We start from the raw sequence: 26,668 nt of genomic DNA on the forward strand, positions 1-26,668 counted from the left end.
GTTGATCGCTACATTCCGTCGGTAGAGAAGGCCGAGCGTGAGCTTGGGCTGCGCCTGCGTTACGAACTGGATGATGCTATCCGCGCAACCCTCAACAGCTTGCGCGCTGCGCAGCGCTGAAGGAGATTTGTCCTCAAGCATTTGCATTGCCATTTTTCCGCACGAATCGAAGGTGGTCCGAGATGGGTGTCTGTCGCCATTTTCGAAGACGGAGAATGCCTGAGTCCTGCGTAAGGTAAATGCGCCCGGCTCAAGTGCGGCAAAGCACGGGATGTTTTATTACAGGAGAGACGAACATATTGCACTTCAGCAAATCAGCGTACGAAAGCGTGAGTGCCCGTTAATTTGCCTGGAAGGGGTTCGGCTCTGAGATTTTTCTTGCCAGATCAGCGTAGTAAGCTTGACGTGGCAGTTGAAGGATTGGGGGATTCGGAGGGGGGCTCTAGCGAACTCAACAGCTTGGCGAATGCAAGCACTCACCAGCGGGGCTTTCGCGATGGGCGTCGGAGATACGCAAATGATCGTCCGGCCAAAAGAACATAGCTCGGCCCATTCGAGTTTGCCGGAGCATATAGCAATTCGTCCTGCGAACAGTATGTACTGAGGCATGTCTTAGATATCTGCGTCACACAAAGCCTAAGAGTTCGATGAGCTTTACCACGCTATTTCTGCGCTGACATGCGTGGTGTGTTGTGGTTGTTTAGTGTTTTAATGTGTGACGTGCTTTCTACTTTGTTGCCGGAGCATTAATTAATATTTTGTTAAGGGTATATGCAAAATAGTTTTGTTGTTAGGTTAAAGAGCCTGATGGGTTTGGATTTTCATATCCTTTCGACTCTTGTGATGCGTCTGTGGTCCGTCTTTGCTGGCGGCATCATGATTCTCGGGATTCCTCATTGGTTTACACAGGCTGAGCAAGGGTATTACTTCACCTTCTCTAGCTTGATTGCTTTGCAAGTGTTTTTTGAGCTCGGTTTTAATTACGTCGTGACGCAATTGGTTGGCCATGAAATGGCCTATATAAAATTTGGTGACCAGGGAGGGCTTGAAGGCGATGCTCGTCATTTGGATAGATTGAGTTCGCTTATCAAACTACTTGTTAAATGGTATCGCGTGATTGCAGTGCTGTTCGGGATATGTGTCGGCGCTGCGGGGTACTTGTTCTTTTACATTAAAGGCCTTCCCGATGTGACGGGCTGGGTATTCGGCTGGGGCTTTCTGACCTTGTTTTCATCCATGAATTTGTTTCTTAGCCCATTTCTTGCAGTGATCGAAGGGGCCGGGCGTGTAGGACAGGTCGCACGTCTTCGCCTGATCCAATCGGTTTTCGGCTATGTGCCGCTGTGGATTTTGTTGTCCTGTGGTGGCGGACTATGGGCCGTTCCCTTGATTTCAATGGCTAGTGCGCTTATTACTGCTTATTGGATAAAAAGTCACGGGGAATTCATTTTTGACTTGAATGCAAGGGTCATTCTGGACGAATGCCGAGTTTCATGGAGGAAGGAGATATTTCCTTTTCAGTGGCGGATTGCCCTGAGCTGGATAAGCGGATATTTCATATTTCAGTTATTCAATCCGATTGTTTTTGCTTATCAGGGTGCAGTGGCGGCCGGAAAAATTGGTTTGGCCATGGCGATATTTAGCACTACGCTTTCTGTTGCAATGAGTTGGGTCACGGCTAAAGCCCCCGTTTTTGCGGGGCTTATCGCACAAAATGAACATCAAAGAGCTAGAAGTCTATTTTGGTCATTGTGGTTGAGGTCTGGCGGCATTAATCTACTGGGGTGTGTCATCATATTGGCAATAGTGTTTCTTCTTGATCTCCACGACGTGAAGCTCGTATATCGACTTCCAGACCTAAGAGTTCTGTTCTGCATTGCTGTAGTAACGGTGGTGAACCACTTTATTTTCTCCGCAGCTACGTATATGAGATCACACAAGGTAGAGCCGCTTATGCTGAGTTCGATTGCAGTTGGTTTCCTGAGTTTGCTGGTTGTTTATCTTGGGGCGCAAAGAAGTGTTCTCGTTACTATGGTTTTGTATGCGGGAGTGGTTGTATTCGTTGCTCTTCCGTGGTGCTTATGTGTGTTTTTAAATTTCTTAAAACAAAAGCATTATTAAACCGGCAGCAAAATAGGATACAGCGGCAAACCGTAACAAATTTATTTGGCTAGACACTACCGTTCCGGTTGTGTTGCGTAAAATGTTGCCGGGTTAATAGTCTATTAAAGCCTGTGGTGTTCGATAGCGAAATGTAAGACAAAGTGCCTGGCTTTTTAACCGCAAAAAATAATATTTAAGCGAGTGGTGTGCGGCATACGCGCCAGACTATTTTAATAGGAAACATGCGCTACTGGCTTTATGGTTTGCAAGCCTGCTGAGGGGGCTCGCGGGAGGGGGTATGTTGCTGTTTGAGATTTACTTCAGAGCGCTGGATTAGGCTATGGCCGCAATGACGCGGGGGGGTGTTGCGACCTGTTTTAACTATTTTCGTTCCTGCTTATAATCGTAGCGCCAACCTTGCCGTATTGTTGCGCGCGGGGAGCGGTTAGAACTAATCAGCTATTTAAGAGCTTAATGTTGCGATCTGCGATATTTAACATTGACGCAAATGTGTCTTTTGTGGCTGTTGTATGCTTGTTGAGATGGAATGGTTGCTTTTTGTGTCGAGAATTGCAGAATTGGATATTCTCCTCTGTTTGATGGTTGTGACTATTACAAATCATGTTGTGTTTTTCTTTGTCAGTCTACATGAGGGCGCACAAGGAAGAACCGATGCTGAAGCAATCTATTGTGGTTGCTGTCTTGACGCTGGGAGCCGTTTTCTACGGAACAAAACATAGTGTCGTTTTGCAATGGAATTATATGCGACATTGAAGCTATTCGTTGCGTTGTCATGGGGTGTGCTATTGTTTAAAAAATATTATTCGCTGAGTTGCGAGAAAGGTGAAAATGAATAATATAACCATCGCAATTCCGACATATGGGCGGATCGATTCATTGAGGAGGCGAGTGCAGGAGTTGTTGCCCCAGATGGATGGTGGGGATAGGTTGTATATATTTGATAATGCAACCGAGGGGTTTGATCCCAGGCTTATTCCAGAATTACAGGATTCGAGGGTCGTACTAACAATAAATCATGTTAATGTTGGAGGGAATGCCAATATAACTAAATGTATTTCTTGTGTAAGTTCGGGGTGGTTGTGGCTTCTGTCTGATGATGACAGTGTTAAAGACGGTGCAGTTAAAAGTATAAAGGAAATTGTTTCCACGCGGTCAGAGTGCTGCTTTATTAGTTTTTGTCCAGATTCGAAGGGTTTTGTCCGGGAAAAATCTTTGTTGGCCACAGGCTTAGCTGAGTTTCTGCAGTTGAATGACGGATTTCAATGGACATTGTTAATGTCTAACTGCGTTTTTAACCTCGACAAAATAGCGACCTATTTGAAAAGCAGTTATACCTCAATATGGATGAATTGCCCCCATCTGGCGCCTGTTATAAATTGCCTTCAAGATGGTGGAAGAGCGTTATATTCAGAAAAGTCTCTTGTCGTTTGGAGGCCACCAAATTTGAAGAAGAGTTGGTCTATTGTTCCTGTTTATAATTTGCTTCAACTTTGTTCCTTAGTGAGCGATCCTGCCGACGCAAAAAGCCTTCGAAAAGTCATTTCGAAAGGGTTGCCGTCTAAGTTTCGATTTACGCTTGAAGTTTGTGCATCTCAAGCCCGGCACGGAAAGGATTGGCGTGCGTTGCCGTATGCCGCGACTGTATTGTGGGGGCTTTCGAGAGACAAAGGTATTTTGAATAAGCTCATGTTTTTGTGTTTATTTGCCTCGCTGGTTTTTCCACGGTTTTCGATGATGCTGTTTGAAATTCTATATTTTCTAGCTAAGAGGCGGAGGTTGGGCGATACCTTACAGGATAGGCCGTTCAAGCTATATCTTTGAGTGTTCGGGAAATGGTGCTTTGTGCATAAACAAATATTGTTTTTTATTAAACTTTGTATAAAAAAAATGCTAGTTGGCGCGTGGGAAATTTGGCAGAGGTCAGGTTTTTTAGCGCAGAATATTTCTATAGCCGACACTGCGATAGTTCGTGTCGATAAAGGAGGGAAGGTTTTTTTGAGCGCAGGTGTAAGTGTCGGGCGCGGAGCGTTAATTATTGTCGCAAAAGATCCTCGCAATCTTACGTCTAAGGCTGCATTGGTGGTTGGTGTTAATACGGCTATAAACGAGTATTGTAATATTCGCGCAGCAGGTGGGGAAATAAAAATTGGCGCTGACTGTTTGCTTGGGCAGTTTGTGTCATTGATCGGAAGTAATCACGGTATAGCCGCATCGAAGATGATAAAAAATCAAGAATGGGATACAGGTAAAACTGGAATAGAAATCGGGAACGATGTTTGGATTGGAGCAAAGTCGGTGGTCTTGCCAGGTGTTTCTATTGGGGATGGGGCGGTAGTAGCCGCAGGCGCAATTGTGACGCACGACATACCTCCCTACGAAATCTGGGGAGGGGTGCCCGCTAAGAGAATCTCAATAAGGCGTTAATATGGAGCATCTTACGCTTCAAATGTTGGTTGTATTTGTAGGGCTTTTGGCCAACATTGGTTTGTATTGTTTTGTTTCTATGAGGTATGGTTCATGGGTGGGGCCTATTACGGCATGGTTCGCCATTGAGATTCCTGCTGTTTTTATTTTTGAGTTGGCTTATTTGTCGATGGCGACTAATCCAGGCTCCGTTTTAGGCTATGTTGTAATATATTCTGCTTATTTTTTGTTTGCACTTTCGTTTGTTCTTGCCTATGTCTATTCCTCTGTGCCGTCGGCGTTAGTAAAAAGTTTTCGTTTTCGCCCCGCTACAAAGTTGGCTGCCGCCACATTGCTGTTTGTTGCCGTTTTTCTTTATCTGCCGATCTTTAAGCTCCTGGCTCAAAATGGTTTTTCGCCGAGAGATGTTTACGTTGTGACAAGAACAGGGTTTGGCTTGGCATATTTCGGATCAATCGTTGCTGCAAATTTATTTCTAGTGGTAATGCTGTTCTTGCCTGTTTCTCGATGGCTAAAAATAGTCTCCTTTGTTTTTTGTGTGTTTTTTGCATATTTACACGGAAGTAAAGGGCATGTGTTTGTGTGCTTTTTTATATTATTACAGTACTTCTGGGCTGTTCGCGGTTTGCGAATCGGTATTGTTAGATTTTCGTTGTTTGGTTTGATCGCTGTTGTGGTAGCAGTAGTGTTGTTTTTTTTGATGGCCAATGGCATAGGGTTTGATCAAATTATTTCTCTTATGGTTGGTTATTCAGATTACGCGAGAAATGCAGTGATGTTGGTAGATTCGCTAAAAGACTTTCATTACGGAGGGGTCTTTTTAGAGGACAACCTTTACACTAGACTGCCTCGGCTCATCTTCGAAAGCAAGCCCAAGGACTTCGGTGCATTTGGCTTGGCAAAACAGTTTTTTCCAGATTCTTTTTATTTAGACCAGGGCGTCCCTTCATTTGGTTTGGGTGTTTTTTACGCAGATTTTTGGATTTTTATTTTGCCTGTGCTAGGGGTTGCAGGCGCTTGGTCCGGATTTTTTGCGAAGGTTTTTTTTAGCAGGGTTCGTGTTTATAAATCACCTTCTGATTTTGTCATGCTCTGTTTCTTTTGTGGTATTGGATTCATACCCGTTGGAGGCGGATACTTGTTGTTTGAGCACTTTTTTTTGGCTGTTGTTTTGTTTGTCTTGTGCAGTATAAGTGCGTTGCGAATTATGCCTAGGAAGTTTCTGCGGTGAGCTTCATTTTTGTGTTGGGTTAAAATCGATAATTTTTTTAGACTGTTTGAATGGCGGTATGAAAATTTATCGGTTTTGTGAACTGGAGTGGTTGTGAGGCCAGAATTTTTGGTGTGTTGTACGACTTGGTTGAGTGAGTCTGTGTAGTTCACATTGTATTGTAGACCGAATGTTTTTATGGATATAAACGCCGAAAGTTCCGGCGCTTGTTGCAAGAGGCTAGAGAAGTATTGTTTGCGCGCTTTGTGGGTGTCGATTAATTGTTGACTTGGTTTTGCGTTTAAGGTTTTGTGCGGTTGCCCTTCGAAGACTCGAATCTTAGGCCATCCGAAAGAGATATGGGTTTGTGAGAATAGAATAGGAATGGCTATGGATGCGCCGTTTTATGATGATGTACGAACTAGGTGTGTCGATGCTCTTATTTTGGTTGTCGGGGAGGTTGTTGGTGGGCATGAGCGACAGCTACTTGGGATTGTTCAAGGTCTTATTGCTCAATCGCTTACGGTTGAGGTTGTGTGCTCTTCTCGTCAGGTTGCTTGTTTTTTCAATGAGAACGGAATTTGTGCTGTAACGAAAAATATATTTAGGCTAGGCAAGGTGTGGCAGCAGTTTCGCTTTGCACGCTCTTACGCGCTTGAGATGAAAACCGCCTTTAATTCTTCCCGGCTGGTTTTGGTGTCGGGTGGAACGGTTGAGGCGTGCGTCGCGCTATGTCGGGCGTCCAAGATAGCAAACGCGGATAACAAGGTGTTCGCGTATGTTCCCATGTATATCAATAGATCATATGCGGGGCGAGGGGTCTCCCGTGCTTATGATTTTCTTCTTCGAGCGCTGTTACGTAGTGTTGATAGATTTATTACTATCAACAAGGTTCAGGCGGCGCTCTTGACAAGGTTTTTTCGGGTTCCTTGCTCTGTTGTTAATAATGTCGTTGTTCCTGTGTCGCAGAAGCCTCCGTATCGAGGGCAGCGTTTGGTGTTTTGTGGTCGCTTGGATGATGGGCAGAAAAATATCACAGGCCTGATTTCATGGCTGGACACTGTAGAAAATCCATATCGCGAGCTATTGATTATTGGTGATGGCCCCGACTCGAGCAAAGTCACTCAGGCAGCTAGCTCCGTGGAGTGCATTAAGATTCATATGCTAGGGTGGGTTAAGCCTGAAAGTATTGCGGATGTTGTTAGCAGCGGCGATCTTTTGGTGCTCAATTCACGTTGGGAGGGGGAGCCAATGGTCGTTCGCGAGTTTTCTGGTGTCGGTATTCCTTGTGTGGCGCCTGATATTGATGGGTTTAGGTTGGTTGTTCCCAAAAAAATGCGTTTCTCCGATCGGAAAGAGCTTTTGTCGATATTGAGCGCATATCACGAGCGCTCTATTAGCACCCCCTTGGGGCCTTGTGCGTCTATGGAATTTCATATTGCCCGACGTGATTCCCAGCTCCGTAGATTGGCTTTACTTGTTGAGAGAGAGGCTGGTGGTATTAGTTGAGCGTTTGCCGTTTAGATGCTGAGTAATTGCTTTGTGTGATGACACTTGGTTTATAAACGTATAGTTTTCGTTTTCAGAATAACGCTTTATATTATTTGGTGTTGTTAATGTACAAAATCGCTGCAGATCTTCGCTGGCCAGCTGCGAGTGGTATTGGGGTCGTTGCGCAAGAGCTGGTGTCGCGACTGCGACGCAATTTTATTGTTGATGGATTGGATCTAAGCACAAGAATCGGCTCGCCGCTGTCGCCGTGCTCTTTGAGTTATGCGTTGCTTAAGACGGGAGGGCATGACATCTTCTGGAATCCTGGCTTTGTTCCCCCTGTGTATTCGAAGCGCGCTACTGTTGTGACAGTCCACGATCTGACACATCGCCATTTTTACACTAAAGCTCATAGGCTTTATTACGATATTTTTTTAAAAGGTTTGTATCGACGAGCTGACCGAATTGTTTGTGTTTCTGAATACTCGAGACAAGAGTTTTGTGAATGGTCTGGGGTTCCTGAAGATCGGGTTCACGTTGTATACAACGGGGTGTCTTCCGTGTTTGTGCCAGAGCCTATGTCGGCACAGGTCTCAGAGCCTTATGTCTTTTATCCTGGGAATTATCGTTCTTATAAAAACCTAGAGAGACTCATTCGTGCGTTTGCATTGTCCGACTTGCCGCGCGCTGGGGTCGCTCTGGCTTTTACTGGGCATGGAAATGAGTCTCTTCTGGCATGCGCAAAGACCTGCGGCGTTGAGCATCATTTGCGTTTCCTTGGCGTATTGGAACAAAGTGAGTTGGTTGCCACCTATCGAAAATCTCTCGGCGTGGCGTTTGTCTCGTTATATGAGGGGTTTGGTTTGCCAATAGTGGAGGGGATGGCGGTTGGGGTGCCAGTATTGATAGGCCGATCATCTTGTCTCCCGGAGATCGCCGGAGGCGCCGCGATCATGGTTGATCCGCGTGAAGAAGACTCAATTGCTGATGGCCTCAATAAAATGATATTTGACGAACAGCTGCGTCGAGATTTGGTGGTAAGAGGCTCCGAGCGAGTTAAATATTTTTCATGGGATAAGTCGGCCGAGGCTGTAAAAAATATCATTTTGTCCCTTGTCTAGTGGTGTTGGTGATATTCATAATGGATGATTCTGGCTGTTTTAAAGTTGCATGTGTAATTCCAACCTATAATGGCTCCTCCGAATTGCTGAGGCTGTTTGATTCTCTTGATCGTCAAATTGCTGTTTTTGATGTGATTGTTATAGACTCCAGCTCGGCAGATGGGTCCGCTGAGCTGGCTCGGGAACGTGCTGACTTGGTTACGGTGATCGCTTCGAGCGAGTTTAATCACGGCGGGACCAGGCAGCGCGTGGTGGATGACAATCCGGGCTTCGATGTTTATGTTTTCTTGACGCAGGATGCTTATTTGGATGATCCGTATGCCATTGCGAATTTGTTAAAGCATTTTTCTGATTCTGAGGTGGGTGCTGTGTGTGGTCGCCAATTGCCTCATTTGGATGCAACGCCACTTGCAATGCATGCTCGCGTATTTAATTACCCTCAGTATGACCAGATGAAATCATTTTCAGACGTGTCAACGATGGGGATAAAAGCAGCTTTTATGTCCAATTCGTTCTCTGCTTATAGGCGCGATGCCTTGATTCAGGTTGGGGGCTTTCCTAAGCATGTTATTTTTGCTGAGGATATGTACGTTGCGGCTAAAATGTTGATGGGAGGGTGGAAGATTGCATATTCAGGTAGCGCACATTGTAGGCACTCTCATAACTATACCGTTGAGGATGAATTTCGGCGCTATTTTGACATGGGGGTTTTTCATGCGCGCGAGAGCTGGATTCGTTCGAATTTTGGTGGGGCAGGCGGGGAGGGCGTTGCGTATGTCAAGTCCGAGCTCAAATACCTAGGCCTCAGACGTTGTGTGTTATGGCCAGCTGCGTTATTTCGTAATGCGGTGAAATTATTTGCTTATAAAATTGGCCAGAAGGAAGCGTGTATTCCTAAGTGGATAAAGCGAAAAATCGGGATGTATCGGCGCTATTGGGATGGGCCGTTTGCGTGATGGATGCATGATAGAGATATACTTTTGCGTGGTCACAGGCCCCTGATTGTAGGATTGTTCAGCATTTTCTATGGGGGCAATCCTGAGCTTGATTGTCTGATTTTCTCTTTTTATCAAGGGCAGGGGTACCAGCCTTCACCGGAACTGAGGACGGCGGCGCTTCCATCTGCTGGCTTGAGCTCCAAGAAATCCTGGCGTTTGCCGGTCACGGTAGCGCGCTGCACGGTCGGTTTGCTCGCATAGCCTTCACGCCCCACTTTGCAGATGAGCGTGCCTTCTTTAAGTTTCGCGACTGCAGCGACTTGCTCGTAAAAGCGCAGCATCATGGGCGTGGCGGGGTCGATGGGTTTGTTGTCTTCCCAGCGGCCCGCGTAAACATCGCCGCCAAATCCGTAGTAGCGACCAAAGCCTTCGCGCTTGCCTTCACGATACTGCCCCACGTAGCGGTGCCCCGCCAAGGGGCCCGAGCCCCAGCGGTATTCGCCCTCGCCATCCCACTGGTTACGCTTGAAGCCGCCACGGTATGTGTCGCCCCAGGGGTAATAAAACTCGCCTTGTCCCTCTAAGGTGTCTTGATAGTAATCGCCTACGTAGCGAAGCCCCTTGGCTGGGCCATCGCCCCAGACGAACTCGCCACGGCCGTGAAAGTAGTCGGCCGAAAAGTCGCCACGGTAAACATCACCGTTGGCCCAGCGTTTGACACCGTTGCCGTGTTTTTTACCGGCGTGGAACTGTCCTTCATAACTTGCGATGCCATCGGCTTTGCCTTGCCCTTCGGCCAGGCCATCCACGCAGCCTCCTGAATAATTGGCTTGTAATTCGGGGTCGATGAGCTTGCAGGGCGCTGCGAGTAGGGCGGTGTGGGTGAGGCTGCCAAGCAGCAGAGCGAAGACGTACTTCTTCATTTGAAGCTCCATTGCGCTGAGGCGCCCTGGGGCGTGATCGAGACGGAGTTGGGGATCATGCCGCCGTCTTTCTTGCGCCAGCTCCAGGTCAGCGAGCCCAGTCCATAGCCGATGAGGCTGCCCGCGACGCTGTCGGATAACCAGTGTTGCCGCGAACGCACACGCGAATAGCTGCTCAGCGCGGCCACGCCGTACAGCCAGTCCGCATCGTAGGCCTTGGCCAGCGGCGTCAGGCTTGCCCAGGCCAGGGTGGCATGACGCGAAGGGAAAGAGCCGTAGCTCTTGCCGCTGCGCCCGAGTTCGAAGTTGCGGGCATCATCGGAGTCCGTGGGGCGTGCCCGGCCGGTGAGGTACTTGATGCCGGAAGACAGACCGATCGCGGCAATTCCTGCCTCTGCCGAGGCAAGACCGGCCATGGAGCCGCGCTCATCTGTGGCGAAGGCGGCGGCGACACCCCCAGCGAGCAGACCAGCGTAGGGAACGGCGTCGCCGATGTGGCCCAGGCTGCGCCAGGCGCGGCCCTGCATGTTTGTCTTCATCCAGTTGGAGACGGGTTTGTCGGCCAGTGATGCCAGACCGATCACACCCACGGCGGCCGCCACGTTGCGCATGCTGTTGCCGCTACTCAATTCTCCGGCGAAGGATTTGCTGTCCTTGATCGCGAGGTCCGACAGCGGACGTTCCAGGGGGCTCAGGCGCGTGCGGCGGGCCGGGTAGTCGTCGTCGTACTCACCAAAATCGGTCAGGCCGTCCTTGCGGAACAGGCTGTCGATGATCGAGCGACGGAACATTCCGTAAAGATCGTTAGGGGAGTCCACCATCTGGCCGACGTCACGTGTCCAGGGCGCAATGGCAAAGCCGGCTGTTGCCTGTGTGTCGCGCGTGAACAGCGACTCCAGCGGTATGTTGATGTAGATGCCTTTATCGTGGTAAGGGCTTGAGGGTGAGCCTGGTCTGGTGATGTCATTGCCATTGGTCCAGGTGTACCAGCCGCCGACTTCGATGCCTGAGTTGTAGCGTTTCCCGATTTCGAAGCGCACCCCTTCATCTCGCGCCAGGAAACGGCCTGCGCGTGAGGTGAGGGTGAGGGACTCGGTGAGGCGGTAATGCAGGGACAGCAAGGAGGTGAGCGTCGAGTAATTGCGCATCTTGAACCAGCCTTGCGGATCGCGTTGCCGTACCTCGTCGATCGACCAGTCAAGCGCCCAAGGCGATTGCTCAGGGAAGTAGGCAATCTGCCCGCCGACGCCGTTGTACATCCGCTCGTAAATACCGGCCGAGGCGCGCCCGTAGAGGCCTTTGCCAAGCTGTACATACTTGTGCACTAGGAGACGGCTGAGTTGCAAACGGCCGGCCTTGGCATAATCGGACACATCGCTGCGAACATGCGGAAGTTCGGAGTTGGATGCGCGGGAGACATCGCTGAGGTTCTCCAGCAGGTCCATTTGCAGACCACCTTCTACAACCCAATTGTCCTCGAAGCGCTTGCGTGCGGAGCCCAATAATGAAAGGCTGTATTTCAAGGTGCCGCTTGGGTCGTTGAACATAAAGCCTGTGTAGGGGCGGATGCTGTAGCCGCTTTGGTAGGGATCTTGATTGCGGACGGCGATTGCCGTCGCTTCTCCTTTGGTTTTGATTATGGATTCGCTGTCGGCTTGCTTTGCGCCACGCAAAGCCTCCTCCGCTTCATCATCCTCTATTTTTGAATCGGGTGAAGCCAGCGATACCCGCACGCTTTCAGCCAGCTGGCTGCGCGGGATGATGCCCCAGAAGTAATCACGCAAAGCGTCCAGATTGACGAACTGATAATCGGCCACCGGCATTTCGGCCAGGGTGTAGGTGATATTGATCTGGCGGGTTTCGACTGGCGCATGTGCTAGCAGGATGCGCGCCGCACGACCTGCTGCACGGCTCATGTTCGAGATGCGGCGATTGGTCAAGCTGACTTGCAAAAAACCATCGCGATATTGCAGCTTGATCGAACGAAAATCATCTTTGTAAAGCGCTGAAATGAGTGCGCTGCGAAACTCCGGATTGCTTTCCCATTGCGCTTGAGTCGGGCGCGGCACGGGGTCGAGAAAGGGCTTGGGCTCGTCTGACCAAGGATTGAAGCGGCGCGTATTGAAGTTCGCTGTGGTGTAAACGTTCAGACCGACGACATTGTGCTGGTAGGAGAGTTGGGTGCTGAAGCCACCCCAGTCGTATTCCAGGCCGTACGCAAGCCCCTTTTTGCGCTTGGCTGCGCCGGATTGCTCGGCACTGATGTCTTTGCTGTAGTTGTTAACATCGCGCTCCACCACCAGTTTGAGCGGGAGCTTTTCTGTGGGTTGCCAGCGCGCGCCGCCAAAATAACCGTCGATCCGGCCACGGCCACGGCCGACCGTTAGGTCCAGAGGCCCCAGTTGCTTGGACGCCGTCCAATAGGTTGAGTTGTAGAGCTGTGTTCCGTCCGCAACACTGGTGAGATCGGTTTTGCCCACCGCAAACGCGGGCCACCATGGGCCTTCAGGAATCAGTTTGATCTTTGCGCCGGCTGATTTGTCCTTGTACGCGCCATAGCGCTTATTCTCTTCTTCAGAGAAGCCGGCAGGTACATAGGCGATGCGGGTGTAGCGAAATGATGGTTCCAGCCAATCCGTAAAAGCAAGATTGAGCCACATCGCGGAATAGGGCCGGTACCAGGCGTAGCCGCTGGAAAACTCGCCCTCGCTGCCGATGCGTGCATCGGGCATATTGATCAAACCGCTGGCGCCATTGACGGAGGGGGTGGCGGCAAGCAATTGGGCCGACCCTAATGCAAGCGCAGCACCAAGAAAGATATTCAACGAGGGCTGGCGGGTCATAGTAGATCAAGCATCGTAGGTGGCTGCAGGCGGGGTCAGGCCGGATTTAAACATGAAAAAGCCCGCGCAAGCGCGGGCTTTTGTGCCGAAGCGAAGCAGCTTAGTGATTGCCGCCGCTGTGGCTCGTGGTGGTGTTGTTGTCGCTGCTCGAAGCAACCGCAACGGCTGCACCAACAGCAGCAGCAGCAGCAACGCCGGCAGCAGCCGCTGCAGCGCCAGCCGACAGGCCGGTTGCTGCAGAGATGCTGCCAATGATACCGGTCGAAGCAGTCGTGCCTGCAGCGGCTGCACCACCGGCCGCAGCACCAGCACCAGCGCCAGCACCGCTACCTGCAGCAGCACCGCCACCTTCAACAGCTTGGCCGAATGCGGAGCTCGCCGCAAACAGGCCTGCAATCAATGCAATAGCAAATTTGTTCATAAAAGGATCCTTTTGAAAGTCTTTAAGTCAATTGGCCAATTGACCTAGGGTAAATGCTAGGTCAATCACGCTTGCTTGTAAAGTCTTGAAAATGCATAAGACCTGACTTTTAACGGATGCTGTGTGGAAAAATGCAGCACCGCAGCAAATTTACTACATGTGTCGAGTTTTGACTGTCGACATGCCCTTTCATGCAAGAAGCGCGCCGATAGCCGGGTAAAATATTCCCGGGCGTCGGGTTGTGCTCATGTGGGCGGCACCGTGACGGATGTGTTTGTTTTTGGGGAGTTGTTCATGCCTTCATTTGATGTGACCAATGAAGTTGATTGGGTCGAGGTGCATAACGCGGTTGATCAGTCGAACAAGGAAGTGACCAATCGCTTTGATTTCAAAGGCTCGGACGCGCGGATCGAGTTGGTGGGCAAGGATAAGGATCGCTCGCTGGAGTTGTATGCCGACAGCGAATTCCAGCTGGGGCAGGTGTGGGATATCGTGACCACCAAGTTCGTCAAGCGTAATGTCGATGTGCGCTGCATGGAGCGCAAAGATGTCGAGACGATAGGCGGTCATAAAGTTAAGCAGGCCGTGGTCGTTAAGAATGGTATCGATGCCGAGCTGGCAAAGAAGATCGTTCGTCTGATTAAGGACAGCAAGCTGAAGGTGCAGGGCAGCATTCAAGGCGATTCCGTGCGTGTGAGCGGCGCCAAGCGTGATGTGCTGCAGGAAACCATCGCCATGCTGAAGAAGTCGGTGACCGATTTTCCCTTGCAGTTCGGCAATTTCCGTGAATGACGCTCTCGCCCGGCGTCGCGTTTTGAAGGAGTGTTGCCATGGATGCACTTGGCAGTGTGACGGATAGTGTGGCCCGGGGCTTGAGTACCGAAAAGCTCGATGATGTGCGTGGTCAGGCGCAGTTGCGTCTGTTGCGCAAATCGATGGATCAGGATGAGCAGAACATCCAGCAGGTGATCCAGTCCTTGCCCGAGCCGGCCAAGCCGGTCAAACCGGCAGTGGGCCAGCCCGGCGCCAATGTTGATACCTATGCCTGAGGGCGGGCTCGCGCGGCGGCTTCAGCGCTCGAAGTAGCTGATCAGCCGCTCCGGCAGCCAGTCCAGATTGCCGGGGAAGGCGCCGCTGACGAAGCCGACATGCCCGCCTTGTGCGGGCTGTTCGAGGGTGACCAGTGGCGATACCTCATGTTTGTGCGGCAGATGCTGTGCCGGCAGGAAGGGGTCGTTGCGCGCATTGATCACCAGCGTGGGCAGGGTAATGTCGGCCAGCCTGGGTTTGGCCGAGGCCTGCTTCCAGTAGGCGTGTACATTGCCGAAGCCGTGCACTGGCGCGGTGTAGGCGTCATCAAAATCAAACAGGGTATCGGCGTGGACGGCGCGTTCGGCATCGAACTGCCCGGGGAACTGCTGCGCTTTTTGCCGTGCATTGGCGCGCATGCTGCGCAGGAAATGGCGTGTGTAGATCTTGTTGAAGCCGCGCGCCAGGTGGATGCCCGCGGCGCTCAGGTCCAGCGGCGCAGAAATCGCTGCGGCCTTGGTAATCAGTTTGTAGGCATGCGGCCGACTGCCAAGCCAGCACAGCAAGGCATTGCCGCCCAGCGATACGCCGGCGGCGTAGATCGGCACGCCGGGATATTGCAGTGCCAGGCGCTGCAGGATCCAGTCGATCTCGTCTGCGTCGCCCGAGTGATAGGCGCGCAGCAAGCGATTGGGCTCGCCGGAGCAGCCGCGAAAATGCACCACCACGCCGTTCCAGGCTTTGGTGGCGAGCTTGCGCAGTAGGGCGCGGGCGTAGTGGCTGCGGCTCGAACCTTCAAGACCGTGGAACAGCACGACCAGGGGCGCCTGGTCTTGGTGTGGCAGAAAATCCAGATCGATGAAATCGCCGTCGGGTGTTTCCCAGCGGCGACGCTTGAGTTTGGGCAGGCTGCCCTTGATGAGCAGCGGCCAGATGGTCTGCAGGTGGCCGTTAAGCAGCCAGGCGGGAGATTCGTAGGACATGCCGTGATCCGGATGATGTTGCAGTGCAGAGCATAAAGCCTGCGGCGTGTCTTGGCTGTGTCCTGAAGGGCGCGGCGGCCTCAGTGCACCACGCGGGGAGTCTCTTGCAGCAGCAGGCCTTCGGTGTCCGGCGCCGGCGAGGTGTGGTGCAGGATGATCTGCCAGCCCTGCGCACCGCGCGAGTACACATTGGTGGCGATCATCGGCGGCGCCATGGTGTCTTCGCCTTCGATGCTGACGTGTTCGAGCACGCAGTGCACGGCCAGCAGCATGGCCTGGGTTTTGACCGGATGGCTGATGTGCACGCGGATTTTGACGCTTGCAGAGAAGAGCTGACGCCAGGCTTCGCGGATGGCGGCCAGACCGGTGAAGCGCGAGCCGCCGGGCTGGATGCAGACGACTTCTTCGTCTTCGGACCAGACGCTCATCATGGCTTCGAGATCGCCGCGGGCGAGTGCTTCGTAGAACGCCTGCTCGGCTTCGTCGGGCGAGGTGTAGATCGGTTTGCTCATGTCGGGGTGGATGCTACACCAAGCGCTACGAACACGCCGGAAAAGCTCGCGGCTTCTTGATCTGCATAATGCACAAGCGCTTCAAGGCTGAGCCGGGCACGGCCGCGCGCGTGCAGGGTGTCGAGAAATATCTGCCAGCTTTCGGCGTCGGGCCGCGTGGCGGTGGCGATGAATTCCCCCTCGATCGGCTTGAGGTATTCCACGCTGTTGCGACGCACCACTAGTGTTGGTAGCGGCGAAATGTCGTGCACGCCGACACGCAGCAGGGACCAGGCCGACAGCGTGGCCAGGGTCGAGATGCTGCCGCCGAAGGCGGTGCCGCGATGATTGATATTCGGCGCGAGCGGCGCCCACAGGCTCACGCTGTTGTCGGTCAGCGCATGCACCTTGACGCCCATGGCCTGCGAGATCGGGATATGCGCGTAAAGGTAGTCTTGCAGGAAGTCGGGATTCATTGTGCTCAAGCTCACGAGTGGGCATCTACGCTAGCAAAGACCTGTTCCGGCGAGATGTCATTGAGGCATTTGAGGTGGCCCAGCGGACACTCGCGTTTGAAGCAGGGACTGCATTCGAGCTTGAGCGAAATGATTTTTGCCTTGGCCGACAGGGGCGGTGTGTAACCAGGGCTGGAGGAGCCGAACAGCGCGGTGAGTGGCACGTCCAGCGCGGCGGCGACGTGCATCAGGCCCGAGTCGTTGGTGACCACGTGTCGCGCGCTGGCGATGAGATGCAGGGCTTGATCGAGGCCGGTGACGCCGCACAGATTGTGTGCAGCGCCCGCATTTTGCCCACCAGCAAGGTGCACGATTTCATCGCCGACGATGGCGTCCTTCTTCGAGCCGAGCAGCCACACCGGTGTGCCCTGGGCAGCGAGCTGGCGGGCCAGCGCCGCAAAATGTTGCTCTGGCCAGCGCTTGGCCGGGCCGTATTCGGCGCCGGGGCAGAACACCACGGGCGCCGGGCTGGCGCTCAGACCCAGCGCTTGCAGGGTCGCGGCGATGTCGCTGGCGCGAACGCTCAGACGCGGTTGCGGCAGGGGACGCGGCAGCGCCTGGCCCGGCACTTCAGCGAGGATCGCATAACGTTCGACCTGCAGCGGCAGGGCCGCTTTGTCCAAGCTGTGGCGCACATTGATGAGGCCGTAGCGCGATTCGCCGGTGAAGCCGACGCGCTTTGGGATGCCGGCGAAAAACGGAATCAGCGCTGATTTGAGCGAGTTGGGCAGCACGTAGGCGGCCGCATAGCCGCGCGCTTTGAGCTGTCGCGCCAGCGCCCAGCGTGCGCGCAGGCGCAGGGCGCCGTGGCCGAAGGGGTTGTCGAGAATCTCGCCATTGATCTCGGGCATGGCGCGCAGCGTGGCGGCGACCCAGGGCGGCGCGAGCACGTCGATACGCGCGGCCGGATAGCGCTGGGCTAGGCGCATGAACAGCGGCTGGGCGGCCACCGTATCGCCGATCCACGAGGGGGCGATGATCAGGATGCGCATCAGGCGACTTCCTTTGGCGTGGTCTCGCGCAGCAGATCGACATAGGCACCGTCGATCAGCGCGCGGGCGTCGATGCCCAGTTCGCGCATCAGCGCTTCGGCGATGCGCACGCCATCCGCGCTGCTTTGCGTCTCGTCGAGGACCACCTCAAGCTCCATGAAATGGCCCAGGCCCTGCACTTCGTCGAGGTGGATGCGGGTCTGGCCGGCGAGGAACAGGCTGCGCTGCTTGATGACGCGTCCGCTGATGCCATGCGCCAGGCCCAGTGCTTCGCGCAGGCTGGCGGGCGAAGCGCTGGGCGACAGCACGTAGAAGGATTCCTTGGGGCCGTGCTGATCGGGGCGCTGGTAGAAGATCAGTTCGCCACGGCCGTCGCCGAAGTCACGCAGCTTCAGGCGCCCGTTGCTGCAGTGGAAGAAGGTGTCGTCCTGAAAGATGGCAATCGGCCCGCTGTCGGCGATGCGCGCGGCACGCTCGAAGAGGGCGACAGGGTCGGCAACGCGCGCCTTGATTTCGGTATTTCTTGCCATGCGGAGTCGGAAGGATCCTGTGAAAAAGGGCCGCGAACGGCCCTTTCAAGCTGATGCAGCAGTGGGCTCAGTGGCCCTTCGGTGCTTCGCCCTGCAATACATAATGCGCGCCGCAGTACGGGCACTTGGCATCGCCCGTCTTGGTGACATCGAGGAAGACACGCGGATGGCGTGCCCACAGCGGTGCGTCAGGCTGCGGACAGTGCAGGGGCAGTTCGTGCGCGCTCACTGCGATGGGTTGCGTTTTGTCTTGGTTTTCCGGCATGAGAACTCCTTGACTCAGTGGAGGCAGTTTTTTTGAACGAATGCGTGTGCGTGTGATGGGGCAGAAATCGTCGCGAGCGCGCCGAGGCTGACAGGAGAAGCGCAGCCGTACGCAGGTACGGTGAGCATCGCAGTGTCAGGATCGGCGGGCGCAGTAGATTTATGCCCCATCAGACAAATGCCAGCCAGGCATCGTGCTCGGGCAGGCGGCCATTGACGAGGTCGAAGAAGCGGGCCTGGATCTTCTCGGTGATCGGGCCACGCGAGCCGATGCCGATCTGGCGATTGTCCAGCTCGCGGATCGGCGTCACTTCGGCGGCGGTGCCGGTGAAGAAGGCTTCGTCAGCGATGTAGATGTCGTCGCGGGTGAGGCGGCGGGTCTGCACCGTGTAGCCGAGTTCCTTGGCCAGGGTGTGGATGGTGTTGCGGGTGATGCCCATCAGCGCCGAGGCGATCTCGGGTTCGTAGATCACGCCGTCCTTGATGACGAAGAGGTTCTCGCCAGCGCCTTCAGCCACGAAGCCTTCGGTGTCGAGCAGCAGGGCTTCGTCGTAGCCGTCTTGCGTGGCTTCGAGGTTGGCGATGATCGAGTTGGCGTAGGTCGAAGCGGCCTTGGCACGCGCCATTGTCACATTGACGTGGTGGCGGGCGTAGGACGAAGTCTTCACGCGGATGCCTTTTTCCAGACCCTCCGCGCCCAGGTAGGCGCCCCAGGGCCAGGCGGCGATGGCCACATGCACGGTGGCGCCGCGTGTCGAGATGCCCATCTTCTCCGAGCCGTAGAAGGCGATCGGGCGCAGGTAGCAGCTCTCGAGCTTGTTGGCGCGCACGACTTCCTTCTGCGCTTCGTTGATCTCGTCCTTGGAGAACGGGATCTTCATCATGTAGATGTGGGCCGAATTGAACAGCCGGTCGGTGTGTTCCTTGAGGCGGAAGATCGCCGTGCCACGATTGGTGTTGTAAGCGCGCACGCCTTCGAACACCGACAGGCCGTAGTGCAGGGAGTGCGTCAGTACGTGCGTGGTTGCCTCGCGCCAAGGCACAAGCTTGCCATCCATCCAGATGAATCCGTCGCGATCAGCCATCGACATGAGCCTTGCTCCCCTTCAGTTTTCGGTCAAAGACGCGATTTTAGCGCAAGCGGACCCTTTGGACGAGACGTAGAATGTCGGCTTTGGCGTTCAACGGAGTTCGGCATGGTCTGGAGACCCGATGTGACGGTTGCTGCCGTCGTGCAGCGCGAGGGGCGCTTCCTGATGGTCGAGGAACATACTGACCAGGGAATTCGTCTGAATCAGCCCGCCGGCCACCTTGAAGCGGGGGAATCCCTGCTCGCCGCCTGCATCCGCGAGGCGCTGGAAGAAACGGCGCACCGCGTCGTGCCGACGGCCCTGGTCGGCATTTACCAGTGGCCGCGTCCGGATCGTGATCTGACCTACCTGCGCTTTGCTTTTGCCTGTGAGCTGCGCGGGCATGAGAGCAGCCTTGCGCTGGACACCGGCATCATCGGCGCGGTGTGGCTGACGCCTGAAGAGCTGGAAGAGCAGGAAGCGCGGCACCGCAGCCCGTTGGTGATGCAATGCGTGCGTGATTACCTGGCGGGGCAGGCTTTCCCGCTGGAACTGATCAGGCATTACGACTGAGGCGCGCTGCGCCCGCAATGAAGTGGAACGGATTCGATATGGCAGTGGACGGTAATGGAATGAAGGTCGTGGTCGGCATGTCCGGCGGCGTGGACTCGGCGGTGGCGGCGCTTCTGCTCAAGCAGCAGGGCTACGAGGTCACCGGCTTGTTCATGAAGAACTGGGAAGACGATGACGACAGCGAATACTGTTCGACCCGCGAAGATCTGGTCGACGTTGCCTCGGTCTGCGACGTGATCGGCATCGACCTGGAAGTCGTCAACTTCAGCAAGGAATACAAGGACCGCGTGTTCGCCGACTTCCTGCGCGAGTACGAAGCCGGCCGCACGCCCAATCCGGACGTGCTGTGCAATAGCGAGATCAAGTTCAAGGCCTTTCTCGATCACGCCATGCAGCTGGGTGCCGAGAAGATCGCCACCGGCCACTATGCCGGCGTGCGCGAGTGGCGCAGTGACGGGCGCACCGAATTCCAGTTGCTGAAAGCGGAAGACGGCACCAAGGACCAGAGCTACTTCCTTTATCGCTTGAACCAGGCGCAGCTGGCGAAGACAATCTTCCCGCTGGCCAATGTCTACAAGCGCGATGTGCGCGGCATCGCCGAGAAAGCCGGCCTGCATGTGCATGACAAAAAGGATTCGACCGGCATCTGCTTCATCGGCGAACGCCCGTTCCGCGAATTCCTGATGCGCTACCTGCCGACCAAGCCGGGCGAAATTCGCGCGCTCGACGACAACCGCCTGCTCGGCGAGCACGAAGGCCTGATGTACCACACCATCGGCCAGCGCAAGGGCCTGCACATTGGCGGCATCAAGGGCAATGACACGGCCGGCGAGCACGACGCCTGGTACGTGGCGGCCAAGGACATGAAGGCCAATGTGCTCTACGCCGTGCAAGGTCACGAACACCCGGCACTGCAGCGCGAGCGCCTGATCGCCGGCGACCTCAACTGGATCGCTGGCCGCGCGCCGCGCACCAACTGGGTCTACACCGCCAAGCCGCGCTACCGCACGCCGGACCAACCCTGCGAGATCGACGCGCTGAGCGAAACCCAGGCCGAAATCGCCTTCGCTGCACCGCAATGGGCGGTCACGCCGGGGCAGTCGGTGGTGCTCTACGAGAGCCGCGTGTGTCTGGGTGGCGGTATCATCATGAATGCAGCACTGGATGCGTTGGCATCTGTGTGATTCCTGCGTAAGGCAGACGGAGAAAAGAACACGGCCCCCTGTGCGTCTTGGTGACGCTCAGGGGGCCGTTAGCTATTGCACGGACTCAGGCGTGTGCGGCCAGATAGGCGCATACCGCTTCGGTGACTTGCACCGTTGTTGCGGTGCCACCCAGATCACGCGTGTGCAGTGCCGGGTTGGCCGTGACGTGCTCGATGGCCTTCATCAAGCGTGCCGCCGCTTCAGGCTCGCCGATGTGCTCAAGCAACATCACTGCAGACCAGAAAGTGCCGACGGGATTGGCCAGACCTTTACCCATGATGTCGAAAGCCGAGCCGTGGATCGGTTCGAACATCGACGGATAGCGACGCTCCGGATCGATGTTGCCGGTTGGTGCAATGCCCATGCTGCCCGCCAGTGCGGCGGCCAGGTCGCTGAGGATGTCGGCGTGCAGATTGGTGGCGACAATCACGTCCAGCGAGGCCGGGCGATTGACCATGCGGACGGTCGAGGCGTCGACCAGTTCCTTGTCCCATTTGACGTCGGGGAATTCGGTCGAGATTTCCTTGGCGATCTGGTCCCACATGACCATTGCATGGCGCTGGGCGTTGCTCTTTGTGATCACCGTGAGCAGCTTGCGCGGACGTGATTGCGCCAGCTTGAATGCGAAACGCATGATCCGCTCGACGCCGACACGGGTCATCATCGACAGGTCCGTCGCAGCCTCGATCGGGTGGCCTTGGTGCACACGACCGCCCACACCCGAGTATTCCCCTTCGGAGTTTTCGCGCACGATCACCCAGTTCAGGTCTTCTGTCTTGCAGCGCTTGAGCGGCGCATCGATGCCCGGAAGAATGCGCGTGGGGCGCACATTGGCGTATTGATCAAAGCCCTGACAGATCTTCAGGCGCAGGCCCCACAGCGTGATGTGATCGGCGATGTCCGGGTCGCCAGCGGAGCCGAAGAGAATCGCATCCTTGTTGCGCAGGAGCTCAAGACCGTTGTCGGGCATCATGACGTTGTGGATGCGGTAGTAGTCGCCACCCCAGTCGAAATCCTCGAATTCGAAATTGAACGTGCTGCTGGTCTTGGCCAGTGCGGCCAGAACCTGGCGGCCGGCGGGAACCACTTCCTTGCCGATGCCGTCGCCCGGAATCGTGGCAATGCGATATGTCTTCATTGTTAGCACCTTGTGTTGTGAATGGTGGGGCCATTGTAGGAATGCAGCTTCCCCAGACCCGCCGCCAGACTTAATTCATAGATAACCTGGATTTATCAATCGGCTTGGTGTGCTTCGGTGCGCAGCGATGCGCCGGGCAATGCCGTGCCTTGCGCACGGGCCGTCTCTCCGATGCCTGGCGGCTGGGTGCTGATTCTGCAATCAGGTTGGCCAGCTTGATCAAGTGCGGGCACTGCCTGCGGGCCTCCACGCACAGCGTGTCCGTGTCTTGTTGGATAAATTTTGTTTATTGTTGCAATTATTAACTTTATGGACAGAGCGAAGTGAATGTTGGCTGATCTGGCGAGGGAGGCTCACGGCTACAGTCTGCACAGCGTTCGATAGGCAGAAGGTATCGATCGTGGGGACATAAAAGCACTTTCATACATTATTCCAAGTGCATTAAGGAGGAGCCATGTTGTTGTCTAGATTCAAGTCTCTCTACGTCCAGGTGATTACCGGCGTGTTGTTGGGGGTGCTGGTCGGCGCGTTCGAACCGGCAATTGGCGCGCAATTGAAGCCGTTCAGCACGGTGTTCATCAGCTTGATCAAAATGGTGTTTGCGCCGGTCATCTTCGCCACGGTTGTTCTGGGCATTGCGAAGATGGAGAGCATGAAGGAGCTGGGCAAGGTCGGCGGTGCGGCCTTGCTGTACTTTGAAATTCTGTCCACGCTGGCCTTGGCGCTTGGCCTGGTGCTTGTGAATATCATGCAGCCGGGTGTGGGTATGAATATTGATGCTTCGACGCTGGACTCGCACGCCATCGCGGCCTACACCAATGCGCCCAAGATGGCTTCGGGGATGGACTTTTTCCTCGGCATTTTCCCGACCAGCGTTATCGATGCCTTCGCGAAAAACAACATTCTGCAAATCCTGACCTTCTCGATCTTCTTCGGTGTTGCCCTGTCTCATTCTGGCAAGCGTGGCAAGATCGTTGTGGAGGTGCTCGACTCTTTTGCCAATGCCATGTTCAAGATCGTGAACATGGTCATGCGTTATGCGCCGATTGCTGCATTTGGCGCGGTGTCCTTCACGGTCGGCAAATATGGTCTGGGTACCCTGGTGCAGCTGGGCAAGTTGATGGGGACGATGTACCTGACGTGTACCGTCTTTGTATTTGTCATTCTCGGCCTGGTGTGTCGCGTGTTTGGCCTGCGGATTACCAAGGTTCTGGTCTACATCAAGGATGAGATCTTCGTGCTGTTGGGCACCGCTTCTTCGGAGTCCGTGGTGCCGCAATGCATGCGCAAGATGGAGCATGCCGGAGTCAGCAAATCCGTTGTCGGCCTGGTGATTCCCTCTGGCCTGACGTTCAATCCTGACGGGCAGTGCATCTATTTCACCATGGCTGCCATTTTCATTGCCCAGGCGACCAATACGCCCCTGACCCTGACGGATCAGCTGATTGTTCTGAGCGTGTTGCTGCTGACCTCCAAGGGTTCGGCCGGGGTGTCGGGAACGGCATTCATTACCTTGGCGGCCACCCTCGCGTCTCTTGGCAAGATCCCGGTGGCTGGCATGGTTTTGCTGCTGGGTGTTGATATGTTCATGGGGCAGGCGCGTGCCATCACCAATACGATTGGCAACTGTGTGGCGACCCTGGTTGTCGGCAAGCTTGTAGGCTCGCTCGACAAGGAGAAGATGGATGCCGCGCTGAATACCCCGATGACGCAGGATCGGCTGGCCGAGATCTACGCCGGCGCGGGGACCGGCGACGACCATGCTCCGCTGCCCGCCGCCGGCTGATCCATCGCTTGCGTCTTAGCAGGGTGTGATCTGAGGAGAGGCGCCTTACCAGCGTCTCTCCTCCTGATTTGGCGAGTCAGGCGGGACGGCGAACTCGGCAACCAGAAAATCGATGAAGGCCTTTACCTTGGCCGACAGGTAGTGACGCTCCGGATAGACCGCGTAGATATTGGCCTGGGGCAATTCATAGTCTTCCAGCAGACGTACCAGGCGTCCGCTACGCAAATACTTCGCGATATCCCATTCCGCGCGCATCAGGATGCCGTGGCCTTCTAGTGCCCACATCAGGGCCACTTCGCCATCGTTACAGCTGAGGTTGCCGCGCACCTTGACCGTCGTCGATTGCCCCTCGTGTGTGAAGCGCCAGATCCCGTAAGCCGTGTCGTTCTGACGCAGCACGATGCAGTTGTGGCGAGTCAGGTCTTCAGGCGTTTGCGGGGCGGGAAACTGGGCCAGATATTTGGGTGCCGCGCAGAGAAAGCGCTGGTTCGGTGCGATCTTGCGAGCAATGATGCGTGAGTCCGGCGGTTCGCCAAAGCGGACCACGACATCGAATTCTCCCTCGCTGAGGCTTTGCGGACGATCCGTCAGGATCAGCTGTACTTCGACTTCCGGATACTGCTTGAGAAACGCGGAAATTCGCGGGGCGATATAGCAGCGCCCGAAGCCGAGCGTGGTGTTCACCCGCAGCAAGCCTTTCGGGGCGACGCGGCTGCTGGTGACCATCTGCTCCATTTCTTCGATCTCGGAGAGGATGCGTTGCGCATGGCTCAGATAGACCTCGCCCTCGTTGGTGACGCTGATCCGGCGTGTCGTGCGGTTCAGCAGGCGAACGCCGAGGCGTGCCTCCAGCTGCGCAAGCCGTTTGCTGACGGCCGGTGGCGTGAGGTCCAGTTCGCGTGCCGCAGCGGTCAGGCTGCCAAGCTTCACCACTTGTGTAAAAAACTTCAGTTCAGACAGCGTGCTCATTGATTGATAACCCAATGGAACCAACAGAGTGATTTTCAGGCGGCCAAGCAGCTTGGTCTTTGCCTTAAATTCAATCGGGCAAGGCCGCTGCACAAGCGCTTCGTGCAGAGCGCTGGCAACCGCTGCCTTGCGTCGCGCTTCAGGCGGGTCTCGCATGTTACGCCCGATGCCTGCAAGCATAAAAGAACAGAACGGCATTTCAGCGCGAAGCCAGAACACCCGGGTTTTGTGGATGCCATGATGAAGGAGACTCGCTTTGAACACCGCCATTGATCACGCCACTTCGCGTGACTTTCTCGAATCGCTTTTCCAGGCTGCCATTGCGGCCGCCAAGCCGGAGGATTGTGTCGCGCGCAATCTTCCCGAGCGCCCCAAGGGACGCACGGTCGTGATTGGTGCCGGCAAGGCCGCAGCAAGCATGGCACGCGGTGTCGAGCAGAACTGGGACGGCCCTTTGTGCGGTGCCGTAGTGACGCGCTATGGGTATGGCGTACCGACTTCGCGGATCGAAGTCATCGAGGCCGCGCATCCGGTGCCTGACCAAGCCGGCATGCTGGCCGCACAGCGCATCCTCGATCTGGTGAGCGATCTGACGGCGGACGATCTGGTGATTTGCCTGATCTCCGGCGGCGGTTCAGCACTGCTGCCCTTGCCGCTTGACGGCATCACGCTGGACGAGAAGCAGGCGGTCAATCGCGCCTTGCTGGCGAGCGGCGCCACGATCTCGGAAATGAATTGCATCCGCCGTCACCTGTCGAAAATCAAGGGCGGGCGGCTGGCGGCAGCCTGTTACCCGGCCAGGGTGGTGAGCCTGATGATTTCCGACATCCCCGGCGACATGCCGGTGGACATTGCCTCGGGGCCGACGGTGGGCGATCCGACAAGCTGCCAGGACGCACTGGAAATCGTCAGCCGCTATCGCATCGCGCTGCCCGACAGCGTGCTGGCTGTTCTGCGCTCGGGTGCGGGGGAGAGCGTCAAACCTGATGATCCGCGTCTGCTGCGCAACGAGTTGCGCATGATTGCGGCGCCTTCGCTGTCCTTGCAGGCGGCGGCCAACCTTGCTCGGGCGCGTGGCATTCACGCCTACATTCTGGGTGATCGATGGGAGGGCGAGGCGCGCGATGTGGGCAAGGTGATGGCTGGAATCAGCTTCCAGGCCGCAACGCAAAGTTCCCCTTTCCAGCTGCCCTGCGTGTTGCTTTCCGGAGGTGAAACGACGGTCACCGTGCGTGGTCAGGGCAGGGGCGGGCGCAATGTCGAATTTTTGTTGTCGCTGGCACTTGCGCTGGACTCGGCACCGGGTATTTCCGCGCTGGCGGGCGATACCGACGGGGTCGATGGGATGGAGGAGATTGCGGGGGCCTACATCGATGCCAGCACCTTGAGCCGTGCTTGGGCTAAAGAGATGCAGGCCCGCCGTTTTCTCGACGGTAATGACGCGCATAGCTTTTTCAGCGCCTTGGGTGATTCCATCATCACCGGACCGACCCTGACCAACGTCAATGACTTCCGGGCCGTGCTGATTTTGCCTCAAGCCTGATCAACGATGCGGCCCGATCTCCCCGGTCGGGGCCGCAGTCTGTGTTGTTTGTGATGCGGGATTAAACTAGACTAACCAGACTTAG

At 55.2% G+C, this 26,668-nt stretch carries 25 protein-coding genes; 13 read left to right on the forward strand and 12 right to left on the reverse strand.

Features of this window, described 5'->3' with window-relative positions; all coding sequences use genetic code 11:
* Nucleotides 1-807: 807 nt before the first annotated feature.
* From ABDB84_RS18400 to ABDB84_RS18430, 7 genes are all read left to right on the forward strand, one after another.
* Nucleotides 808-2,121, forward strand: a complete 1,314-nt coding sequence (locus ABDB84_RS18400) for a polysaccharide biosynthesis protein (protein ID WP_345921240.1) — start codon at nt 808-810, stop codon at nt 2,119-2,121.
* 831 nt (nt 2,122-2,952) lie between these two features.
* Nucleotides 2,953-3,945: a glycosyltransferase family 2 protein gene (locus tag ABDB84_RS18405; RefSeq protein WP_345921241.1), complete on the forward strand. Its 993-nt coding sequence runs from the start codon at nt 2,953-2,955 to the stop codon at nt 3,943-3,945.
* Between the two features lie 21 nt (nt 3,946-3,966).
* Nucleotides 3,967-4,548 carry an acyltransferase gene (locus ABDB84_RS18410; RefSeq protein ID WP_345921242.1) on the forward strand — a complete coding sequence of 194 codons (582 nt, stop codon included), beginning with the start codon at nt 3,967-3,969 and terminating at the stop codon, nt 4,546-4,548.
* A gap of 1 nt (nt 4,549) precedes the next feature.
* Nucleotides 4,550-5,779 (forward strand): hypothetical protein, encoded by a 1,230-nt coding sequence (locus ABDB84_RS18415; RefSeq protein WP_345921243.1) that lies wholly within the window; start codon nt 4,550-4,552, stop codon nt 5,777-5,779.
* A 369-nt stretch (nt 5,780-6,148) separates the two neighbouring features.
* Nucleotides 6,149-7,267, forward strand: coding sequence for a glycosyltransferase (locus ABDB84_RS18420; protein ID WP_345921244.1), 1,119 nt, complete (start codon nt 6,149-6,151; stop codon nt 7,265-7,267).
* Between the two features lie 107 nt (nt 7,268-7,374).
* Nucleotides 7,375-8,370: a glycosyltransferase family 4 protein gene (locus ABDB84_RS18425; RefSeq protein WP_345921245.1), complete on the forward strand. Its 996-nt coding sequence runs from the start codon at nt 7,375-7,377 to the stop codon at nt 8,368-8,370.
* Between the two features lie 20 nt (nt 8,371-8,390).
* Complete coding sequence (locus ABDB84_RS18430) at nt 8,391-9,326, forward strand: glycosyltransferase family 2 protein (RefSeq protein WP_345921246.1); 936 nt, start codon at nt 8,391-8,393, stop codon at nt 9,324-9,326.
* A gap of 113 nt (nt 9,327-9,439) precedes the next feature.
* Here the strand turns inward: ABDB84_RS18430 and ABDB84_RS18435 are convergent, their stop codons facing one another.
* From ABDB84_RS18435 to ABDB84_RS18445, 3 genes are read right to left on the reverse strand one after another with little or no spacing between them, the layout of a single operon-like run.
* Nucleotides 9,440-10,231 (reverse strand): MORN repeat-containing protein, encoded by a 792-nt coding sequence (locus ABDB84_RS18435; protein ID WP_345921247.1) that lies wholly within the window; start codon nt 10,229-10,231, stop codon nt 9,440-9,442.
* The gene (locus ABDB84_RS18440; RefSeq protein ID WP_345921248.1) at nt 10,228-13,074 is read right to left on the reverse strand and encodes a YjbH domain-containing protein; all 2,847 of its coding nucleotides are present in this window, start codon (nt 13,072-13,074) and stop codon (nt 10,228-10,230) included. The genes ABDB84_RS18435 and ABDB84_RS18440 overlap by 4 nt, the downstream gene beginning before the upstream one ends.
* Before the next feature lie 6 nt (nt 13,075-13,080).
* Nucleotides 13,081-13,422, reverse strand: a complete 342-nt coding sequence (locus ABDB84_RS18445) for a hypothetical protein (protein ID WP_345921249.1) — start codon at nt 13,420-13,422, stop codon at nt 13,081-13,083.
* Nucleotides 13,423-13,789: 367 nt separating this feature from the next.
* Between ABDB84_RS18445 and ABDB84_RS18450 the strand changes: the two genes are divergently transcribed.
* Both ABDB84_RS18450 and ABDB84_RS18455 read left to right on the forward strand, forming a co-directional pair.
* Complete coding sequence (locus ABDB84_RS18450; protein WP_345921302.1) at nt 13,790-14,287, forward strand: YajQ family cyclic di-GMP-binding protein; 498 nt, start codon at nt 13,790-13,792, stop codon at nt 14,285-14,287.
* Between the two features lie 38 nt (nt 14,288-14,325).
* Nucleotides 14,326-14,544, forward strand: a complete 219-nt coding sequence (locus tag ABDB84_RS18455; protein ID WP_345921250.1) for a putative motility protein — start codon at nt 14,326-14,328, stop codon at nt 14,542-14,544.
* Between the two features lie 21 nt (nt 14,545-14,565).
* Here the strand turns inward: ABDB84_RS18455 and ABDB84_RS18460 are convergent, their stop codons facing one another.
* The 7 genes from ABDB84_RS18460 to ABDB84_RS18490 form a co-directional block, all read right to left on the reverse strand.
* Nucleotides 14,566-15,507 carry a hydrolase gene (locus tag ABDB84_RS18460; protein WP_345921251.1) on the reverse strand — a complete coding sequence of 314 codons (942 nt, stop codon included), beginning with the start codon at nt 15,505-15,507 and terminating at the stop codon, nt 14,566-14,568.
* A gap of 80 nt (nt 15,508-15,587) precedes the next feature.
* Nucleotides 15,588-16,019, reverse strand: coding sequence for a YybH family protein (locus ABDB84_RS18465; RefSeq protein WP_345921252.1), 432 nt, complete (start codon nt 16,017-16,019; stop codon nt 15,588-15,590).
* On the reverse strand, nt 16,016-16,489 hold the full coding sequence (locus ABDB84_RS18470; protein ID WP_345921253.1) for a YiiD C-terminal domain-containing protein: 474 nt from the start codon (nt 16,487-16,489) through the stop codon (nt 16,016-16,018). The genes ABDB84_RS18465 and ABDB84_RS18470 overlap by 4 nt, the downstream gene beginning before the upstream one ends.
* Complete coding sequence (waaF, locus tag ABDB84_RS18475; RefSeq protein WP_345921254.1) at nt 16,486-17,505, reverse strand: lipopolysaccharide heptosyltransferase II; 1,020 nt, start codon at nt 17,503-17,505, stop codon at nt 16,486-16,488. The genes ABDB84_RS18470 and waaF overlap by 4 nt, the downstream gene beginning before the upstream one ends.
* Nucleotides 17,505-18,035, reverse strand: coding sequence for a class IV adenylate cyclase (locus tag ABDB84_RS18480; RefSeq protein ID WP_345921255.1), 531 nt, complete (start codon nt 18,033-18,035; stop codon nt 17,505-17,507). Before ABDB84_RS18480 ends, waaF begins: the two co-directional genes overlap by 1 nt.
* Before the next feature lie 67 nt (nt 18,036-18,102).
* Nucleotides 18,103-18,300: a zinc-finger domain-containing protein gene (locus tag ABDB84_RS18485; RefSeq protein ID WP_345921256.1), complete on the reverse strand. Its 198-nt coding sequence runs from the start codon at nt 18,298-18,300 to the stop codon at nt 18,103-18,105.
* Between the two features lie 169 nt (nt 18,301-18,469).
* Nucleotides 18,470-19,390 (reverse strand): branched-chain amino acid transaminase, encoded by a 921-nt coding sequence (locus ABDB84_RS18490; RefSeq protein ID WP_345921257.1) that lies wholly within the window; start codon nt 19,388-19,390, stop codon nt 18,470-18,472.
* Between the two features lie 105 nt (nt 19,391-19,495).
* On the opposite strand from ABDB84_RS18490, the gene ABDB84_RS18495 reads away from it, so the two are divergent.
* Nucleotides 19,496-19,942, forward strand: coding sequence for an NUDIX hydrolase (locus tag ABDB84_RS18495; RefSeq protein ID WP_345921258.1), 447 nt, complete (start codon nt 19,496-19,498; stop codon nt 19,940-19,942).
* A gap of 59 nt (nt 19,943-20,001) precedes the next feature.
* On the forward strand, nt 20,002-21,126 hold the full coding sequence (gene mnmA, locus ABDB84_RS18500) for a tRNA 2-thiouridine(34) synthase MnmA (RefSeq protein WP_345921303.1): 1,125 nt from the start codon (nt 20,002-20,004) through the stop codon (nt 21,124-21,126).
* 85 nt (nt 21,127-21,211) lie between these two features.
* Here mnmA and ABDB84_RS18505 read toward each other — a convergent pair whose 3' ends face one another.
* Nucleotides 21,212-22,285, reverse strand: coding sequence for a tartrate dehydrogenase (locus tag ABDB84_RS18505; protein ID WP_345921259.1), 1,074 nt, complete (start codon nt 22,283-22,285; stop codon nt 21,212-21,214).
* 454 nt (nt 22,286-22,739) lie between these two features.
* Here ABDB84_RS18505 and dctA point away from each other — a divergent pair, with 454 nt between their 5' ends.
* Nucleotides 22,740-24,071 carry a C4-dicarboxylate transporter DctA gene (gene dctA / locus ABDB84_RS18510; RefSeq protein WP_345921260.1) on the forward strand — a complete coding sequence of 444 codons (1,332 nt, stop codon included), beginning with the start codon at nt 22,740-22,742 and terminating at the stop codon, nt 24,069-24,071.
* A gap of 45 nt (nt 24,072-24,116) precedes the next feature.
* Here dctA and ABDB84_RS18515 read toward each other — a convergent pair whose 3' ends face one another.
* On the reverse strand, nt 24,117-25,310 hold the full coding sequence (locus ABDB84_RS18515; RefSeq protein ID WP_345921261.1) for a LysR family transcriptional regulator: 1,194 nt from the start codon (nt 25,308-25,310) through the stop codon (nt 24,117-24,119).
* Between ABDB84_RS18515 and ABDB84_RS18520 the strand changes: the two genes are divergently transcribed.
* Entirely contained in the window at nt 25,297-26,583 is a 1,287-nt protein-coding gene (locus tag ABDB84_RS18520; protein ID WP_345921262.1) for a glycerate kinase type-2 family protein, read from the forward strand. The genes ABDB84_RS18515 and ABDB84_RS18520 overlap by 14 nt on opposite strands.
* Nucleotides 26,584-26,668: the final 85 nt, after the last annotated feature.

This window comes from Uliginosibacterium sediminicola (assembly GCF_039631295.1).
Lineage (GTDB): Bacteria > Pseudomonadota > Gammaproteobacteria > Burkholderiales > Rhodocyclaceae > Viridibacterium > Viridibacterium sediminicola.

What these genes read in the sequence shown, in the direction of transcription:
- ABDB84_RS18400 (WP_345921240.1), top strand. Translation starts at nt 808, where the DNA reads ATGGGTTTGGATTTTCATATCCTTTCGACTCTTGTGATGCGTCTGTGG.
- ABDB84_RS18405 (WP_345921241.1), top strand. Translation starts at nt 2,953, where the DNA reads ATGAATAATATAACCATCGCAATTCCGACATATGGGCGGATCGATTCA.
- ABDB84_RS18415 (WP_345921243.1), top strand. Translation starts at nt 4,550, where the DNA reads ATGGAGCATCTTACGCTTCAAATGTTGGTTGTATTTGTAGGGCTTTTG.
- ABDB84_RS18420 (WP_345921244.1), top strand. Translation starts at nt 6,149, where the DNA reads ATGGATGCGCCGTTTTATGATGATGTACGAACTAGGTGTGTCGATGCT.
- ABDB84_RS18425 (WP_345921245.1), top strand. Translation starts at nt 7,375, where the DNA reads ATGTACAAAATCGCTGCAGATCTTCGCTGGCCAGCTGCGAGTGGTATT.
- ABDB84_RS18430 (WP_345921246.1), top strand. Translation starts at nt 8,391, where the DNA reads ATGGATGATTCTGGCTGTTTTAAAGTTGCATGTGTAATTCCAACCTAT.
- ABDB84_RS18435 (WP_345921247.1), bottom strand. Translation starts at nt 10,231, where the DNA reads ATGAAGAAGTACGTCTTCGCTCTGCTGCTTGGCAGCCTCACCCACACC.
- ABDB84_RS18440 (WP_345921248.1), bottom strand. Translation starts at nt 13,074, where the DNA reads ATGACCCGCCAGCCCTCGTTGAATATCTTTCTTGGTGCTGCGCTTGCA.
- ABDB84_RS18450 (WP_345921302.1), top strand. Translation starts at nt 13,790, where the DNA reads ATGCCTTCATTTGATGTGACCAATGAAGTTGATTGGGTCGAGGTGCAT.
- ABDB84_RS18455 (WP_345921250.1), top strand. Translation starts at nt 14,326, where the DNA reads ATGGATGCACTTGGCAGTGTGACGGATAGTGTGGCCCGGGGCTTGAGT.
- ABDB84_RS18460 (WP_345921251.1), bottom strand. Translation starts at nt 15,507, where the DNA reads ATGTCCTACGAATCTCCCGCCTGGCTGCTTAACGGCCACCTGCAGACC.
- ABDB84_RS18465 (WP_345921252.1), bottom strand. Translation starts at nt 16,019, where the DNA reads ATGAGCAAACCGATCTACACCTCGCCCGACGAAGCCGAGCAGGCGTTC.
- waaF (WP_345921254.1), bottom strand. Translation starts at nt 17,505, where the DNA reads ATGCGCATCCTGATCATCGCCCCCTCGTGGATCGGCGATACGGTGGCC.
- ABDB84_RS18480 (WP_345921255.1), bottom strand. Translation starts at nt 18,035, where the DNA reads ATGGCAAGAAATACCGAAATCAAGGCGCGCGTTGCCGACCCTGTCGCC.
- ABDB84_RS18485 (WP_345921256.1), bottom strand. Translation starts at nt 18,300, where the DNA reads ATGCCGGAAAACCAAGACAAAACGCAACCCATCGCAGTGAGCGCGCAC.
- ABDB84_RS18490 (WP_345921257.1), bottom strand. Translation starts at nt 19,390, where the DNA reads ATGTCGATGGCTGATCGCGACGGATTCATCTGGATGGATGGCAAGCTT.
- ABDB84_RS18495 (WP_345921258.1), top strand. Translation starts at nt 19,496, where the DNA reads ATGGTCTGGAGACCCGATGTGACGGTTGCTGCCGTCGTGCAGCGCGAG.
- mnmA (WP_345921303.1), top strand. Translation starts at nt 20,002, where the DNA reads ATGAAGGTCGTGGTCGGCATGTCCGGCGGCGTGGACTCGGCGGTGGCG.
- ABDB84_RS18505 (WP_345921259.1), bottom strand. Translation starts at nt 22,285, where the DNA reads ATGAAGACATATCGCATTGCCACGATTCCGGGCGACGGCATCGGCAAG.
- dctA (WP_345921260.1), top strand. Translation starts at nt 22,740, where the DNA reads ATGTTGTTGTCTAGATTCAAGTCTCTCTACGTCCAGGTGATTACCGGC.
- ABDB84_RS18515 (WP_345921261.1), bottom strand. Translation starts at nt 25,310, where the DNA reads ATGGCGGTGTTCAAAGCGAGTCTCCTTCATCATGGCATCCACAAAACC.